The sequence below is a fragment of the Flavobacterium sp. AC105 genome (assembly GCF_979258495.1).
The window spans coordinates 468311-484768 of record NZ_OZ409860.1; the positions used below are offsets into that span (position 1 = coordinate 468311).

The 16458-nt window shown below is 33.7% G+C and carries 13 protein-coding genes; 2 read left to right on the plus strand and 11 right to left on the minus strand.

What is annotated here, in order from left to right:
• Positions 1–57: 57 nt before the first annotated feature.
• The 4 genes from ACZ0AH_RS01890 to uvrC all read right to left on the minus strand — a co-directional run bounded on the left by ACZ0AH_RS01890 (position 58) and on the right by uvrC (position 6245).
• Positions 58–417 carry a four helix bundle protein gene (locus ACZ0AH_RS01890; protein ID WP_463474204.1) on the minus strand — a complete coding sequence of 120 codons (360 nt, stop codon included), beginning with the start codon at positions 415–417 and terminating at the stop codon, positions 58–60.
• Positions 418–606: 189 nt separating this feature from the next.
• Entirely contained in the window at positions 607–1764 is a 1158-nt protein-coding gene (locus ACZ0AH_RS01895) for a homogentisate 1,2-dioxygenase (RefSeq protein WP_463474206.1), read from the minus strand.
• Positions 1765–2080: 316 nt separating this feature from the next.
• Positions 2081–4441, minus strand: coding sequence for a patatin-like phospholipase family protein (locus ACZ0AH_RS01900; RefSeq protein ID WP_463474207.1), 2361 nt, complete (start codon positions 4439–4441; stop codon positions 2081–2083).
• Between the two features lie 10 nt (positions 4442–4451).
• On the minus strand, positions 4452–6245 hold the full coding sequence (uvrC, locus tag ACZ0AH_RS01905) for an excinuclease ABC subunit UvrC (RefSeq protein ID WP_463474208.1): 1794 nt from the start codon (positions 6243–6245) through the stop codon (positions 4452–4454).
• Positions 6246–6381: 136 nt separating this feature from the next.
• Here uvrC and ACZ0AH_RS01910 point away from each other — a divergent pair, with 136 nt between their 5' ends.
• Both ACZ0AH_RS01910 and ACZ0AH_RS01915 read left to right on the plus strand, forming a co-directional pair.
• Positions 6382–7365 (plus strand): succinylglutamate desuccinylase/aspartoacylase family protein, encoded by a 984-nt coding sequence (locus ACZ0AH_RS01910; RefSeq protein WP_463474209.1) that lies wholly within the window; start codon positions 6382–6384, stop codon positions 7363–7365.
• Positions 7352–7921 carry a 5-formyltetrahydrofolate cyclo-ligase gene (locus ACZ0AH_RS01915; protein ID WP_463474210.1) on the plus strand — a complete coding sequence of 190 codons (570 nt, stop codon included), beginning with the start codon at positions 7352–7354 and terminating at the stop codon, positions 7919–7921. The genes ACZ0AH_RS01910 and ACZ0AH_RS01915 overlap by 14 nt, the downstream gene beginning before the upstream one ends.
• A gap of 236 nt (positions 7922–8157) precedes the next feature.
• On the opposite strand, the gene ACZ0AH_RS01920 is transcribed toward ACZ0AH_RS01915, so the two are convergent.
• The 7 genes from ACZ0AH_RS01920 to ACZ0AH_RS01950 all read right to left on the minus strand — a co-directional run bounded on the left by ACZ0AH_RS01920 (position 8158) and on the right by ACZ0AH_RS01950 (position 16455).
• The gene (locus tag ACZ0AH_RS01920) at positions 8158–8904 is read right to left on the minus strand and encodes a tetratricopeptide repeat protein (RefSeq protein WP_463474211.1); all 747 of its coding nucleotides are present in this window, start codon (positions 8902–8904) and stop codon (positions 8158–8160) included.
• A gap of 55 nt (positions 8905–8959) precedes the next feature.
• Positions 8960–10708: a BatD family protein gene (locus tag ACZ0AH_RS01925; RefSeq protein ID WP_463474212.1), complete on the minus strand. Its 1749-nt coding sequence runs from the start codon at positions 10706–10708 to the stop codon at positions 8960–8962.
• Between the two features lie 89 nt (positions 10709–10797).
• The gene (locus tag ACZ0AH_RS01930) at positions 10798–11565 is read right to left on the minus strand and encodes a tetratricopeptide repeat protein (protein WP_463474213.1); all 768 of its coding nucleotides are present in this window, start codon (positions 11563–11565) and stop codon (positions 10798–10800) included.
• Between the two features lie 130 nt (positions 11566–11695).
• A complete protein-coding gene (locus ACZ0AH_RS01935; protein WP_463474214.1) occupies positions 11696–12730 on the minus strand; it encodes a vWA domain-containing protein in 1035 nt (344 codons plus the stop codon).
• An 84-nt stretch (positions 12731–12814) separates the two neighbouring features.
• Positions 12815–13816 carry a vWA domain-containing protein gene (locus tag ACZ0AH_RS01940; protein WP_463474215.1) on the minus strand — a complete coding sequence of 334 codons (1002 nt, stop codon included), beginning with the start codon at positions 13814–13816 and terminating at the stop codon, positions 12815–12817.
• A complete protein-coding gene (locus tag ACZ0AH_RS01945; RefSeq protein WP_463474216.1) occupies positions 13816–15450 on the minus strand; it encodes a hypothetical protein in 1635 nt (544 codons plus the stop codon). The genes ACZ0AH_RS01940 and ACZ0AH_RS01945 overlap by 1 nt, the downstream gene beginning before the upstream one ends.
• 141 nt (positions 15451–15591) lie before the next feature.
• A complete protein-coding gene (locus ACZ0AH_RS01950) occupies positions 15592–16455 on the minus strand; it encodes a DUF58 domain-containing protein (protein WP_463474217.1) in 864 nt (287 codons plus the stop codon).
• Between the last annotated feature and the right edge of the window lie 3 nt (positions 16456–16458).

Genomic DNA, 16458 nt, shown 5'->3' on the forward strand with positions numbered 1-16458 from the left:
TGAAATGAACTAATTAGAATAATTTTCTAATTGGCACATTGACAAATTATCTAATTGTTATTTCATTTTTGATGTTGATATTATTTTATTTAAAATTTTTAAAATTTCTGAAAGATCATTCAACAAACGCTTGCAATTTGGATATTCATTGTGTGCATCACATAAAAACAACCAATATTCTGTTTCGTCAGCTTCTTTTATTGCAATTTTTAATTTATGAATGAAATCAGCTTTACTTTCTGCATTTTGTGATTCTTTCGAATTTGCTCCAATCGATGTTCCACTTTTTAATAACTGATTTGCAATTACAAATTTTTTCTGATCTTGTAATTCACTCGTATAGTCAATTATATTTAAGGCAAAATTGAAAGTTTTTATTAAAAGAGCGTTGTCCTTATATTTTTCGTTGAAAGTCATTTTTTAATGTGATAATTAGAAAATTTGATAATGAGATAATTATTTATTGTAAGTTTAAATCTACAAATTAAATCATTTTTTATAATTATCTAATTTTCTAATTGGCACATTTTCTAATTCTATGCGGCTTGAAGAGTATTATATAGCTTCAAAAGCATTATCTAATTTTCTAATTGACACATTGACTAATTATTCAGTCCACGACTTGTAATATTGTCCGTCATCAAGCCCCATTGCTTCTTCCGTAACCATAAGTGGCCTGAAAGTATCAACCATAACGGCTAATTCATGAGTTTCTTTATGGCCAATACTGCGTTCCATTGCGCCCGGTGCGGGACCATGAGGAATTCCTTTTGGGTGTAAAGTAATATGACCCTGCTCAATATTGTTACGGCTCATGAAATCGCCATCAACATAATACAGTACTTCGTCAGAATCTATGTTGCTATGATTGTATGGCGCTGGAACTGCTTTCGGGTGATAATCGTAAAGTCTCGGGCAGAAGGAACAAACGACAAAAGTAGCCGTTTCAAATGTTTGATGTATCGGAGGCGGCTGGTGAACACGTCCCGTTATAGGTTCGAAATTATGAATCGAGAATCCGTATGGAAAATTGTAACCGTCCCAACCCACAACGTCAAAAGGATGTGTGGCGTAAACCACTTCGTGAATCATGCCTTCTTTTTTGATTTTAATTAAAAAATCACCTTTTTCGTCGTGTGTTTCCAACTCGTTTGGCAAAATAAAATCGCGTTCGCAAAATGGCGAATGCTCTAAATGCTGACCTGATTGGTTTTTATAACGTTTTGGCGTATAAAAAGGAGAATGAGATTCTACATAAAAAAGTCGGTTTTCTTCGGTGTCAAATTCTATTTGGTAAATAATGCCTCGGGGAATAATAAGGTAATCGCCATATTCAAACGGAATATTCCCTAACATGGTTCTTAGTTTTCCTTTTCCTTTATGGATGAAAAGCATTTCATCGGCATCGGCATTTTTATAGAAATAATTTCGAAGTGATTCTTTTGGCGCAGCTAATCCAATAATGCAGTCTTTATTGACTAACAAGGCTTTGCGGCTGTCAAGAAAATCATTTTCTGGTTTTAGTTCGAAACCTTTAAATAATAATGATTTTATGTTTTTTCCGATTGCAATTTTTGGTTCAACCGAATATGAATTTAAAATTTCTTTAACCTGAGTTGGTCTGTGAACATGATAAGACAATGACGAATGTCCGTGAAAACCTTCGGTTCCAAACAATTGTTCGTAGTAAAAACCTCCGTTAGGTTTTTCGAATTGTGTGTGTCTTTTTTGAGGGAAATCTCCAAGTTTATGATATAATGGCATGGCTTTTCAATTAGATAATTTGTAAATTAGATAATTCGAAAAATTTGAATTGTGTGAACAGATAATCAGCTCAATTTTATAATTGACCAATTATCTCAATTCGGTAGTTTTATTCAGGATTTCTCTTGATAAGGAATTGAAGATACTCTAATAAACCTGTCCATTTTGTTTTCATTATAACAAATGTCGTAATTTTTATCCAGTAAAATTATAAATAATATCAATTATAAAGATGAATTATTTCAATTTTTTTTGATATAATTTTTTGATAGTAAAAAAATAGCGGCTTTTTGTTGAACTATTCTCTTATTTGTCATTAAAATAAAAATCCAATACTAAACCAGGTAAAGCTTTTTGATAGTTCAGGAGACCAGGATTGTTTTATTTCAATTGGGCCAATAATGGTTTCTAATCCATAACCAACAGCATAACCAGAATATTTGGGCATTGAGATCCAGTCGACAGTGGTAAAAATATCGTCGCCTAAGTTGGCATAATTTGCTGAAAGGTTAATGTGGTTCTTTTTGAAAATTTCATAATCTAAAGTTATTGCCGTTTTTATATAACTGTTTCCGGCAATACTTAGAAAATCATAACCATAAAAATAATTGAAATTATTGATTTTGTTATAACCGTAACCTCCTAAAATAAAATCGAAAAACGGAACACTGTCGCTGCCAATATTAAATCCGGCATCGGCCCCAATTTTTACTGTAGCTTTTCTAAATAATGTCTTGGCAAAACCAAGTTCAGCTTTTGCGATCGAAAAAGGTTTAAAATTATTCGTATAATCTGATGAAGCCAGATAAGTTTGCAGATCGGTAGAAAAATATAATCCGGAATGCGGGTAACTTTTATTATCGAAAGAATCGTATTTTAAATATCCAAAAACACTAAAATAACTGCTCTTGTCGATAATATTATCTGTACTGGAAAGAGTTGGCGAATTTATTTTCATGTATTTGTATTCAAGACCGCCGCCCATTAAAAACTTTTGTACAAATATGGTTTGAAAATAGGCTTGATTCGTTACATCGAGAAAGTCAACATTAATCAAGTTTACATTTGCCGGATTCTGCATCGTTAAATTACTGATGCTGGTGGTAACATTTCGGTTAAATTGATTCAGTCTGGAACGAAATCCAAAGCTAATATTAAAACCATTTTCTACATAATAATTGAAATCGTATCTGAAATTATCTCCCAAAATAATGTCTAATGAAGTAATGTCATTTTTTAAAAAAGTCTTTTTGTGGGTTAGATTTAATAAAATACCGCTTTTATACAAACCATCATAATGTAAGCCCAGTTTTAAATAAGTCTGAGTTGGATTTTCTTTCAGAACCAAATCTAAATTATCCTTTTCTCCGTTTGGTTGGAGGCAATATGAAATAGTACTAAAGTTTTGAGTAGCATTTAAATTATTTATTCCTGTTTTAAGATCATCATATGTAATGGTGCTTCCTGGTTTAAAACGAAGTTTACCGCGAATATATTCTTTAGTGAAATTGTCTAATCTGTCACTGTTTATTTGTTTGATTTCGATAGTATCTGTAGCAATTTTAAGCTTTGGTTTTTTATAAAAGTTATCTTCATTTACCAAAGATTTAATTTTTTCATAAACTGCAAAAGCTGCTTCTTCGCCTTTTCTGATTATTTCTTCACCTTTGTCAAAAGAAATAACGCCAAAATCACGAATATCCGGTTTTATATAAACATCAGTATCTTTTATTTTGGTCTTCATTTTATCAATAGACTGCAGATTGGTAATCTGAACTAATATTCTCGTTGCGTTTTTTAAGTTTTTTCTATTCATTAAATCATCCTGAACGTCAACACCAATAATAATATCCGCGCCAAGATTACGAACTTCGTTTATAGGATAATTGTTTACAACGCCACCGTCGACCAATAAATTTCCGTCAATTTCTACCGGAGTAAATAACGAGGGAAACGCTGCACTTGCCATCATTGCCTGAACCAAATTACCTTTATTAAGTAAAACTTCTTCGCCTGTTTCAATGTTTGTTCCAATACATAAAAACGGAGTTGGCAGTTTATTAAAATCGCGAACATGACGCACATTTCGGGTCAGGCTGCTTAATAAATTATAGTTGTACATTCCTTTTGAAAGCGCCTCAGGTATTCCAACTCTAAATTTGCTAAAAGGTAAAACAATCGCATATAATTCGTCATTTTTTTTGCCGTAAAAGTTTTTAGACGAACGTGGAATATAGTCGTTTATCAACTCATCAAAATTGGTTTTTTTGAAAATAGAATCAATTTGAGATGCGTTATAACCAGAAGCATAAAGTCCGCCAATGATAGAACCCATACTGGTTCCGCCAATATAATCGATTTTGATTCCGGCTTCTTCGAGCACTTTTAAAACCCCAATATGTGCAAATCCTTTTGCGCCGCCGCCACTTAAAACCAAACCAATTTTTGGTCTTTTAATGCTATCTTGTTTTTTTTCCTGAGAAAATGTTTGCTGCGAATTAAAAAATATAATGGACAAAAGTGCCAACTGTACGCCCCAGATGGAAATGGGAAAAAGCGAGAGGCAAAATGTTATTTTTTCCTGCAAAAAAAGAGCGACTTTAGAAGCTCCTTTTTTTGAAGTAGAAAAAAAACGTTTTGACCGGGTTTTTGAAATGTACAGCTGAAATAGGCGCATAAAAAAAGAGCTAGTTGGTTTTGTAAAAGTCGACAATTTTTTTGGCTTTTGATACTCCTATAACATCAGATATTTCTTTTTCGGAAGCCAACTTCAATCTTTTAACACTTTTGAAATGTTGTATTAACGTAAGCATGGTTTTTTCGCCAATTCCAGGAATACTTTCTACAGACGAATTAAGTGCTGCTTTGCTGCGTTTGTCACGATGAAAAGTGATTCCAAAACGATGCGCCTCATTTCGCAATTGCTGAATTACCTTTAAAGTTTCGGATTTTTTATCGAGATATAACGGAATCGAATCACCGGGATAAAACAGTTCTTCGAGACGTTTTGCAATTCCTATAATGGCAATTTTTCCTCGTAATTCTAAGGCATCGATACTTTTTAAGGCCGCTGATAATTGACCTTTTCCTCCATCAATAATTATAAGTTGCGGCAACGGTTCGTTTTCATCCAATAATCTTTTGTAACGGCGATATACAATTTCGGTCATCGAAGCAAAATCATCTGGACCTTCGACGGTTTTTACATTAAAATGACGGTAATCTTTTTTGCTGGCTTTTCCATCTTTAAAAACCACACAAGCCGCAACGGGATTTGTTCCCTGAATATTCGAGTTGTCAAAACATTCTATATGTCGGGGTTCAACCGGCAAGCGCAAATCTTTTTGCATTTGCGCCATAATACGATTTACATGTCGGTCAGGATCTACAATTTGCAATTGTTTTAATTGTTCGATTCGGTAAAACTTAGCATTTCTGATCGATAAATCTAAAATCTGTTTTTTATCGCCAAGCTGCGGAACCATTGTTTTGATGTTTTCGCCCAAATCAATTTCAAAAGGAACAATAACTTCTTTTGATAATAACTGAAAACGCTCACGAAGTTCGATTATCGCAAGTTCTAATAATTCTTCATCAGTTTCGTCCAGTTTTTTCTTGATTTCCATCGTGTGCGAACGAATAATCGATCCGTGAGAAATTTGAAGAAAGTTGACATACGCTGCGCTTTCATCAGATACAATCGAAAAAACGTCTATATTGGTAATCTTAGGGTTTACAATTGTTGATCTTGACTGATAATTCTCCAGAACTTCTATTTTTTCTTTTATTTTCTGCGCTTCTTCAAAACGTAAATCCTGCGCATATTGATTCATCAAACGCTTAAAGTCTTTCATGCTTTCTTTGAAATTTCCTTTCAGGATTTCGCGAATCGCATCGACCTGTCTTTGATAATCTTCAAGAGGCTCAAGACCTTCGCACGGACCTTTGCAATTGCCAATATGATATTCCAGACAAACTTTGAATTTGCCTGATTCTATATTTGATTTGCTCAAATCGTAATTGCAGGTTCTTAAAGGATATAATTCTTTGATTAGATCCAGAATTGTATGAACCGTTTTGAAACTTGTATACGGGCCAAAATATTCAGAGCCGTCTTTAACCATTCTTCGGGTCAGAAATATTCTCGAAAAAGGTTCTTTTTTAATACAAATCCAAGGATAACTTTTATCATCACGAAGCAGGACATTATATCTTGGCTGCAGGGTTTTGATTAAGTTGTTTTCTAATAAAAGCGCATCGGTTTCGGTAGGAACTACAATGTGTTTTATGGTTACAATTTTCCGAACCAGAACATTCGTTTTGGCCGTATCATGAATTTTATTGAAATAAGAGGAAACCCTTTTTTTTAAATTTTTGGCTTTTCCAACATACAAGATCTTTCCGTCTTTATCATAATATTGATACACGCCAGGATTGTCCGGCAAGGTTAAAATTTGAAGATCTAAGGACGGTTTTTGCATTCTGTTTCGTTTCTGAAGATGTCTGAAAAGCATTTTCAAAAACCATTCCGATTTCTTAAAAATGCCTAACATTGATTTAGCTTCAAATTTACGAAATCAAAAGAATAATTTCTATATTTAGATTTTATAATTCCACATGAAAAATAATACACCCTTGGTTATTTTTGGCGAATCGATTTTGCCAGGAGAAAATAAAACGATAAACGTGGAAATCGCGAGATTACACACTACCACAAAACTTAATATTCCGGTAATTGTACGTCGTTCTAAGCTTGAAGGTCCGGTAGTTTTATTCTCAGCCGGAATTCACGGCGACGAAATAAACGGAGTCGAGGTCGTTCGTCAGATCATCAGTAAAAAAATTAACCGGCCTGCAAAAGGAACTATTATTTGTATTCCGATTATCAATATGTATGGTTTTGTAAATAAATCGCGTGAGTTTCCGGACGGACGTGATTTGAACAGGGTTTTTCCCGGAAGTAAAAAAGGTTCATTGGCAAGTCGATTTGCGTATCATATTGTAGAAGAAGTTTTGCCGATTGTAGATTACGCCGTCGATTTTCATGCCGGTGGAGCAAGCCGTTTTAATGCACCACAAATCAGAATCTCTGAAAATAATGCCGAATTGAAACTTTTGGCTGATGTTTTTAATGCTCCGTTTACGCTTTATTCCAAAAATATTAGCGGTTCTTTTAGGAATACTTCTGAAAAAGCAAATGTAAAAATGTTACTTTTTGAAGGCGGAAAATCTTTGGATATTAATAATGTTGTGGCAAACGAAGGCGTAATGGGAGTGAAGCGTTTGCTGAATTACCTGAATATGCTGGACTCCAAACAAGTGGTTGAAGAAGCTCAGGAACCATCGATTTATATTAAAAACTCGGTTTGGCTTAGGGCAAAATGTTCCGGTTTATTGCACGATTTTAATTTGATAGGCAAGTTTGTAACCAAAGGAACTATTTTGGCTATAATTACAGATCCGTTTGGTAAATTTGAGCAAAAGGTAAAAGCGCCTCACGAAGGATTTGTTATCAATGCGAACCATTCGCCAATTGTGTACGAAGGCGACGCGATTTATCATATGTCTAAAAATAGCCCCGAAGAAAATGCAAACGAATAAAAAAGAACTGCGAATTCACTATAAAAATCTTCGAAAAGAACTTTCTCTAGATGATATTGAAGAAAAAAGTTTAGCTATAGCCAATAATTTAATTCAGTTACCCATTTGGAATAAAAGCTATTATCATGTTTTTTTGCCTATTGAAGAACAAAAAGAGGTAAACACCGAATATGTTTTGCATTTGCTGTCCGGAAAAGATAAAGAAATTGTGATCTCTAAAAGTGATTTTGAAACCAGAGGAATGACACATTTTTTATTGACGGATAATACCAAAATCAAAAAAAACGAATATAATATTCCCGAACCTGTAAATGGTTTGCCTGTTCCGTCAGAAACCATAGATGTGGTTTTTGTACCGCTTTTAGCTTTTGATGTTTTTGGAAATCGTATTGGCTACGGAAAAGGTTTCTACGATAAATTTCTGGCAGCATGTAAACCGGAAACCATCAAAATTGGTCTTTCTTTTTTTGAATCCGTAAATCAGATCGATGATGTTTTTGAATCTGATGTAAAATTAGATTATTGTGTTACGCCTGAGAATATATACACATTTTAATTTTTCACAATATTGTATGTTGGGACGCACAACAGTGTGTCTACGCAATCTTTGTCAATATGCTTGAAGAATACTAATTTTTTGATATAAGTAATATTTATCAGCATATAAAAACAACTTAAATTTTCTTATATCACTTGTATAATTTATAAAACTCAAAATGATAATAAAAAAATCCCAAACTCCAGTTTTCAAAATTGGAGTTTGGGATTTTATATTTGAAATTTGCAGAAAATTTACTTCACTTCTTTAATAGTTCTGGCATCGATCCAGCCTTCAGTTCCGTCAGTTAATTCGATTTTTTTCCAAATTCCTATGGTTTCTGTAACGTATACTTTTGCACCTTCGTGTAATAGAAAAATGGCTGCTCCTGCTTTTTGAGGTTCACTTCGAACTTCACTCAATTCGGCAAAAACAATTGCAGGGCGATCATTGTCGTAATGATTTTTTTCAGACATTCCGGCAGCAACACTTAAAAGTAAAGCGACCAAAAGAACAAACATTCCAATAAAATAGATTCTTTTTGAAAGTGTAATTTGAGAGAAATAATAGCCGATAAATGCCAGTAAAAAGGCGAAAGAAATTCCAACAGAAATTTTCGCCCACATATTATAAGTAAAAATGCCGGTAAAATTCTGGATTAGTTTTGCAAAACCCACTTTCGGAACTTCTTTAATTTCGTCAATGGTTAATTTTTTGGCGAATTTAAGGTTGTTTAAAGTCTCCGGATCATGTGGTTTTAAAACCAATGCCTTTTCATAATTATAAATCGAAGGCGCCACTTTATTAAGCTTGTAATAGCAATTTGCCAAATTAAAATACAATTCAGCCGATTGTTGTTTGCCTTCTTGAATTATGCTTTCATATTCTTGCGCCGCTTGCTGATATTGCGCCTTTTGGTACAAAGCATTCCCTTTTTCAAAGCTATTCTGAGCAAAGAAAACCTGAGAGATTAATAAAAAAAGATATAGTATATTTTTCATTTTATTTTCTTTAAACCTGACAGTTTTTCAAAACCTGTCGGGTTTGATATTAAGTTTAAACAATCTGCTTTTCTAATTCTGAAATAATCAAAACAGCTTTGTCATAATCCTGCTGAATTGACGCACTCGATGCCGGAGCATAACGGGCAAATTCGCAGTTTTCTGTCAATACAATAAAACTTTGAACTGTTTCAGGATTTGCATTTCTTGAAAGCAGCAATTCACGAATATTGTCTTTACTCATTTCTGAGGTTTCGATATGCAATTTCGCTTTTAGGAAATTATGCATCGCTTTCTCCAAAGCAATATAAAATGGTTCTTTGTTGTTAAGTTGTTTCTTAGCTTCAGATAAATATTTCTTAGCCAGTTTATTGTTCATTCTAATTCGGTTTCCTGTAATATCACCGTCAATTGCTTCTTTTTTCTTCTTAGCAATAACAATAATTGGCAAAATCACGAAAGGAAGAAATAACAAAGTATAATACAAATCTGAACCATAAAAGTCATTTTTAGCTATTGAAACTAAAGTTGTTTTTGGTTTAATATATTTGAATTGTTCTGTTTTCGAAATCACATTTTTCGCTGCATTTGCTGCCGTATTTGCTTCGGCCAGCATTGGACCATCTAAAACATCAACCATAATTTCCGGAGAAGTTATCGTTTTATAAGTTCCTGTACCCAAATCAAAATAAGAAAATTGAATTGGTTTTATAGCGTATTTTCCTTTGTATTGCGGAATTATAGTATACTTGTCTGTAATTTTTCCTGACATTCCTGAGAGCGAAGTTGTCACTTTTTCGTCATGAACAGGATCGTACATTTCTAATGCATTTGGAACAACAGGTTTAGGTAACGTAAACAATTTCATGTTTCCTGTTCCAGACGCACTTACTATTAAATCAAGACTTTCGCCATTTTTTAAAGTCGTTTTTGTTGGCGTAACCGTAAAATTAAATTTACCAACAGCTCCGCTAAATCCTTCTGGTTTTCCGGTTTCAGGAAGTGCTTTTACATTGATAGTTTTGGCTCCCGCCGAAACCACTTTGTTATCGTCTGTAATAATCATTTGACCAAACATATCACGGCGATTTGTTGGCAATTGTACACCAATATCTAACGAAAGCGGTTCAATAGTCAATTTACCCGATTTCTGAGGATATAAAATAGTTTTCTTCAAGACTACAAAATAACATCTTTGACCCTGATAACTTCCTTCTTCAATAGATAATTGTTTGATGTCAATGTTCTGGTTCCAGAAATCATTATATTTTGGTTTTGCCAATTCTTTAAAACCGGTAACACCAATATTATTGAAATATAATTTATAAACAACCGTAATTGGTTCATTCAAATACGGATTTGTTTTTGAAATTTCAGCAACAAGATTCAACGTTTCGCTTCCTGATCCCTGCGGTCTGTCATTAGGATCTCTTTCTTGTGCAACGGCATTTGTGACAACGATTTTTATAGGAGATGTTTTATACGTCTGACCATTAAAATCAATCGCTGCCTGTTTGATTGTCAAGGTTCCTTTTTGGGCTGGCTGTAAAATATAAGAATATATTTTCTGGAAAGAGCTTCTTCCATTAATCCACGATTGACTTACTTGCTGACTTGGTCCGCCTACAATTCTAAATCCTTCAAATGCAGGTTGGTCAAAGTTGTCTCCATCAACGTTCATGATGAAGTCAATACGAAGTCTTTCGTTAAGTCCAAGCGTGTTTTTGCTTACTTTGGCTTCAAATTGAACTTGAGCCATAAGCCCTTGAAAAGTGAATAGTAATAGAATTAAATATTTTTTCATTGTCTGTTTAACTGTTTAATCGTGCATTGTTTAATCGTTTTTGTCTATTGCTTTGAACACATAAATGGTTAAACGATTAACCCAAAATTCTACCAGTCTTTTTCTGTTTTTCTAGGATTTCCTTTTACTTTTTGGGCGTTAACTTTATCCTGAACTTTCTTTTCTTCGTTGTTTACAGCATCTAATAGATTCTGAACACGATCTTTTGAAATTCCTCCAGGCTGAGGTTTTGGTTCTCCTTTGTTGTCAGACTTATCATCTTTAGGATCACTTTTGCCATCTTTTTTGTCTTTGTCCTTATCGCCTTTATCGTCTTTTTTATCTTTATCCTTATCCTTGTCTTTATTTTTGTCCTTGTCTTTGTCCTTATCTTTATTTTTATCCTTATCCTTATCTTTATTTTTGTCTTTGTTTTTATCGTTTTTCGGAGGATTTTCTTTTAATTTTTGTTTCGCCAAAGCATAATTGTAACGCGTTTCATCATCAGTAGGATCATTGCGAAGCGCTTCTTTATAAGCTTCAACCGCTTGCGTATAATCTTTCTCTTTCATAAAAACATTTCCTAAATTATGAAATGCAGTATGTTTTTCCGGTCTTGTCTTCGCATTTTTTATAGCTTTTGCATAAGCGAATTTAGCTTCAGAAACCTGATTTTGCCTGTAAATAGTATTTCCTAAATTATAAGGAGCAATGGCGCGTTTTGGAAATTTTGATTCTGAAATTCTATAATTAGCCTCAGCATCAACAAATTTATTCTGCTTATATTCCTCATTGGCATCAGGCAATGTTTTATCTTTCTCCTGAGCCGAAACCGCCAAAGAGAACGTTAGTAAAATATAAAGAAGTAAATTTTTCATTCTAATTTTTTATGTTTTTTAGTTTGCCACGAATTTCATCAATTATCACTAATCAATTCTTTGCGTTAGTTTTACGAATAAGTTTAAATATTTTTATTCGTGTAATTCGAGTAATTAGTGACTAACTTTATTATTTCTTTTCGTTAAATAAATTCAACTCTTTTATCCAATTTGTTTTTCTCTCTAAAAGGAAAATGTCAACAAACAATAATAAGAAGGCAAAGCCAATAAACCATTGAAATTGCGATTGAAAATCGGCCATTTGCGTAGCTTCAAATTCTGTTTTCTGAATATTGTTCAAGGCGTTTTTGATATATTCTAAAACTTCTTTAGTATTTCCGCCGTAAACATAGCCTCCTTTTGTTGCTTTTGCAATAGTTTTTAAACCTTCCTGGTTTAATTTTGTAATAACCGTTTGCCCGTTTTGATCTTGTTGATAGCTTTTAACTACGCCATTTTCTTTTAACGGAATTGTGCCTCCTTTTTCAGTTCCAACACCAATCGTGATGATTTTCATTCCCATCTTATTGGCTTCTTCGGCTGCAGCCGAAGCTCCTTCAGAATGATCTTCTCCATCCGAAATCAGAATCAATAATTTGCTTGTTTTGCTTTTTTCATCAAAATAAGTTGATGATAACCTGATCGCATCATCAAGTGAAGTTCCTTGCGACGAAACCATATCCGGAGTCATACTTTGCAGGAACATTTTTGCAACGCTATAATCTGACGTAATGGGTAAAACCGGGAAAGCGCTTCCGGCGTAAGCCACAATACCAATTCGGTCACTTCCTAAATTGTTGATAATCTGCGAAACCAATTGTTTACTTTTCTCTAAACGACTTGGCGCCACATCTTCGGCAAGCATACTTTTAGAAACGTCGACAGCAAAAACAATGTCAATACCTTCGCGTTTTACCGTTTCCATTTTTGTTCCAATCTTCGGATTTACTAATCCTATAATCAAACAGGCAAGTGCCAAAAGTATTACGACTAATTTTAATACAGGTTTAAAAACAGATCGTTCCGGACTCAGTTTTTTTACCATTTCTAAATCACCAAATTCGCGTTGTTTTTTTCTTTTCCAATACATATTGAAAAGGAAAATACACACCACAATTGGGAGTAATAATAAAAGGTATAAATATTTTTTTTCGTCTAATTCCATTTTTTAATTCTAGTTCTCAGTCGCAGTTTTCAGTCTCGGTTTTTCAGCTGTAAACTGTAAAACTGTGACTGCGACTAATATATTTTAAATAAAGCTTCTGTAAACTGTATTTCTTAAACCAATTTCCAACAATAATAAAAAGGCTGCGAGCAAAACAAAACCTCTGTATTTTTCGTCGTAATCATAGAATTTTAATTCCTGGATTTCGGTTGTTTCTAGTTTATTAATCGCGTCGTAAATCTGTGCAAGTCTGTCGTTGCTTGTTGCTCTAAAATACGTTCCGTCAGTTTTACGTGCAATGCCTTTCATCAATTGTTCGTCGATTTCAACTTTTTGCATTTTGAATAGAAAACCTCCGTTTGGCGCATACGCATAAGGCGATTCAGCCATTCCGTTAGTTCCAATTCCTATCGTGTATACTTTTATTCCGTATTGTTTTGCAATATCTGCCGCAGTTTCAGGCTCAATAAAACCTGCATTATTAACTCCGTCAGTCATCAAAATAATTACACGGCTTTTTGCTTTACTATCTTTAAGGCGGTTTACAGCTGTTGCCAGTCCCATTCCAATTCCGGTTCCGTCTTGTAGCGTTGTATCGTATTTAATGCCTTTTATAGCTTCTAAAATAATCGCTTTATCACTTGTAACGGGAGTTTTGGTATAGGCTTCGGAAGCGTATAAAACCAATCCGATTCTGTCATTTGGTCGTTCTTCAACGAAATCCCCAGCCACTCTTTTTAAAGCTTCCATACGGTTTGGCTTTAAATCTTTTGCTAACATACTACCAGAAACGTCAATTGCCATTACAATATCAATTCCTTTTGTGGTTTTAGTCTGATTGCTGATATCAACCGTTCTTGGTCTGGCCAAAGCAATAATCAAGGAACTTAAAGCGATAATCCTGAAAACATACAAGCAAGGTTTTAATTTCGTTAATAGCGATTCGCTATTTTTAAAACCCTGAGTCGAACTCATTTTTAAAGTAGCCGATTGTTGGTTGCGTTTCCAGAAAAACCAGGCAATTGCAATTGGAATTAATAGAAATAACCAGAAAAACTGTGGATTTAAAAAAGTTATCTTACTCATTAGTTGCTTGCTTTTTTAAGTTCAACAGAATTTAAAATTCTGGTCGTAATATCATTTGCGTAGGTATCGCCTTCTTCATGCAAAATCACAATTTGCTGTAATCCCTGATCTTGTTTAAAAAGCAAAATTTCGTAATATGCTTTTATGCTAGTTTTGTCAACAGGATTTAAAACCGTCATAGTTCCGTAACCTTTTAGTCCCTGAATTCCCTGATTTGTTTGAAAATCTTCTTGTTTTACAATTATATTTTGTCCGCCCTGAGCTTCGATTATTTTTAAGCTTCCTTCCAGCGCTTTTGCCAAATCAATATCTACAGGATTTTTAAATTTACTTGTTGATACGGCAATATAAAAATTGCCAACCATGCTTCCGTATGTAAAAAGCTGCATTTCCTTAATCAAAGCCATAGCTTCTTTTGGAAGCACTTTTTGGGTATCCATTCTTTTTAAAACCTTTGGAGTTTCAATCAAAATACCTGGATTTCCGTATTCACTTTTTATCCATTCTCCTTCAAGTAATTCTTTTGAAGGATGACCAATAATATTATCTTTTACATACGTAAATCCTTTTGTAACAATAAAAAATGTAGTTGTAGCGGCCAATAAAAACACAACGGTTCCTACTGCCATAGCAATACGTTTGTTACGTTTTTTAAGTAATTGAAGTTTAATCTGCTTCTGTTTTTGGGCTTCATTCAACAATTGATCTTCTTCTTCAGCAGGAACTTCAGTTGGGATCGCATTATCAAGCGTTAAAATTACTCTTTGAATTTTATTTCGATCTTCGGTAATTTCAAAATCCAGCGGTTTAGATTTTGCGAATTTTACTAAATCGGCCTGACGCAAAACCCGTTCTAAATTTTCAACGGTTTCCGGCGTTAAAGCCATTTTTTTCTTATTAGAAGCCAGTCTTATTCCCTGAATCAATTCAGAAGTCGTGCTTTCCATTGCCGGAATATGAATTGCTTCTTCAATATAATTTCGGGCAATATCAGTCAATTCACTATAATATTCTTTAATTTCTCCTTTTTGAACCAGTTCTTTTTGCTCTAAGTTGTTTAGTAAACTTGTCGCTTTTTCTATCGGCGTTTTATAAACTTCTTCTTCAATTTTTTTCTGTTGGCGTTTTTTGATAAACCAATATACAAATACACCAACTCCGATGATTAGAAGTACAATTAATATATAAATCCACCAATCGCCAAATCCGCTTTCAACAGTAGAAATGTCTTTGATGTCGTACATTTTTTGCTGTAAAGTATCAACTTTTACATTGGCAACTTCAACACGAATGGAATCTGATAAATAAGGCTGTTTATCGATTAAAATCTTAACACTCGGAATTGTATATTTTCCGGAATCAAATTGGGTTAAACCGTATTTTTTGATCAATTCGTAAGTGTCATTTTTCTTAACCGTGTCAATTGGGTACGATTGAATAACTTCTAAAGGACCAATTTTTTTTAGTTTAGGAAAAACTACTTTCGATTTTGAGCTAACAATCGTTTTAAGCGTTAACTTAAATTCGGCGCCAATTTTATTTTTTGTGGTATCAATACTTGTCTCAATCTGTTTTTGCTGCGCAAAAATAGAGGAGGAAAGCAAAAATAAAAATATGTAAAACTTTAATTTCATTTGAATTTGTTTTCAGATTTTAGTCTAAAACGTGTTGCTTAATATGGCACGCGGATGACGCGGATTTAAACGGATTTTATTTTGGATATTTATTTTTAAAATCTAATATTCTAACAATCTAAGAAGTATAATAATCTAAAATTATCTCGACTTAAAATAACCTAATAATTTTGTTACGTAATTTTCGTCGACTCTTGTATTTACTACGCCTGCTCCGGATTTACTAAAAATATCCTTGAAATAATTTACTCTTTCCTGATAGTGTTTTTCGTAATTCATTCGTACTGTTTTTGAACCCGTATCAACCAATTGAATTTTTCCGGTTTCAGCATCAAGCATACTTACCATTCCTAAATTTGGGATTTTTTCTTCACGTATATCATACACGCGAACGCCTGTAATATCATGTTTTTTAGAAGCAATTTTCAATGTTTGCTCATAATTTTCAGACATGAAATCAGAAATCATAAAAACAATAGCTTTCTTTTTCTGGGTTCCCGATAAAAATTTTAAAGCGGCTCCAATATCGGTTTTTTGACTTTTTGGTTCAAATTCGATTAATTCACGAATGATTCTCAAAACATGCGAACGCCCTTTTTTTGGCGGAATATATAATTCGACATTATCAGAAAATAATATTAAACCAATTTTATCATTGTTTTGTGTAGCCGAAAAGGCCATCGTTGCCGCAATTTCGGTTACGATGTCTTTTTTGAATTGACTTTTTGAACCAAAACCCTCAGAACCCGAAATATCGACCATTAGAACCATAGTCAATTCGCGTTCTTCTTCAAAAACTTTTACGTGGGCTTCGTTATAGCGTGCGGTTACATTCCAGTCGATGTTACGAATATCATCGCCATATTGGTATTGACGCACCTCGCTAAAAGTCATCCCGCGCCCTTTAAAGGAAGAATGGTATTCTCCCGAAAAGATGTGATTGCTCAGTCTTTTGGTTTTGATTTCTATTTTCCGTACTTTTTTTAAAAGCTCTTTTGTATCCATTTC

Coding starts and splice junctions, on each gene's coding strand:
- ACZ0AH_RS01895 (WP_463474206.1), bottom strand. CDS start 1,764: ATGCCATTATATCATAAACTTGGAGATTTCCCTCAAAAAAGACACACA.
- ACZ0AH_RS01950 (WP_463474217.1), bottom strand. CDS start 16,455: ATGGATACAAAAGAGCTTTTAAAAAAAGTACGGAAAATAGAAATCAAA.
- ACZ0AH_RS01910 (WP_463474209.1), top strand. CDS start 6,382: ATGAAAAATAATACACCCTTGGTTATTTTTGGCGAATCGATTTTGCCA.
- ACZ0AH_RS01930 (WP_463474213.1), bottom strand. CDS start 11,565: ATGAAAAATTTACTTCTTTATATTTTACTAACGTTCTCTTTGGCGGTT.
- ACZ0AH_RS01940 (WP_463474215.1), bottom strand. CDS start 13,816: ATGAGTAAGATAACTTTTTTAAATCCACAGTTTTTCTGGTTATTTCTA.
- ACZ0AH_RS01925 (WP_463474212.1), bottom strand. CDS start 10,708: ATGAAAAAATATTTAATTCTATTACTATTCACTTTTCAAGGGCTTATG.
- uvrC (WP_463474208.1), bottom strand. CDS start 6,245: ATGCAAAAACCGTCCTTAGATCTTCAAATTTTAACCTTGCCGGACAAT.
- ACZ0AH_RS01935 (WP_463474214.1), bottom strand. CDS start 12,730: ATGGAATTAGACGAAAAAAAATATTTATACCTTTTATTATTACTCCCA.
- ACZ0AH_RS01915 (WP_463474210.1), top strand. CDS start 7,352: ATGCAAACGAATAAAAAAGAACTGCGAATTCACTATAAAAATCTTCGA.
- ACZ0AH_RS01920 (WP_463474211.1), bottom strand. CDS start 8,904: ATGAAAAATATACTATATCTTTTTTTATTAATCTCTCAGGTTTTCTTT.
- ACZ0AH_RS01945 (WP_463474216.1), bottom strand. CDS start 15,450: ATGAAATTAAAGTTTTACATATTTTTATTTTTGCTTTCCTCCTCTATT.
- ACZ0AH_RS01900 (WP_463474207.1), bottom strand. CDS start 4,441: ATGCGCCTATTTCAGCTGTACATTTCAAAAACCCGGTCAAAACGTTTT.
- ACZ0AH_RS01890 (WP_463474204.1), bottom strand. CDS start 417: ATGACTTTCAACGAAAAATATAAGGACAACGCTCTTTTAATAAAAACT.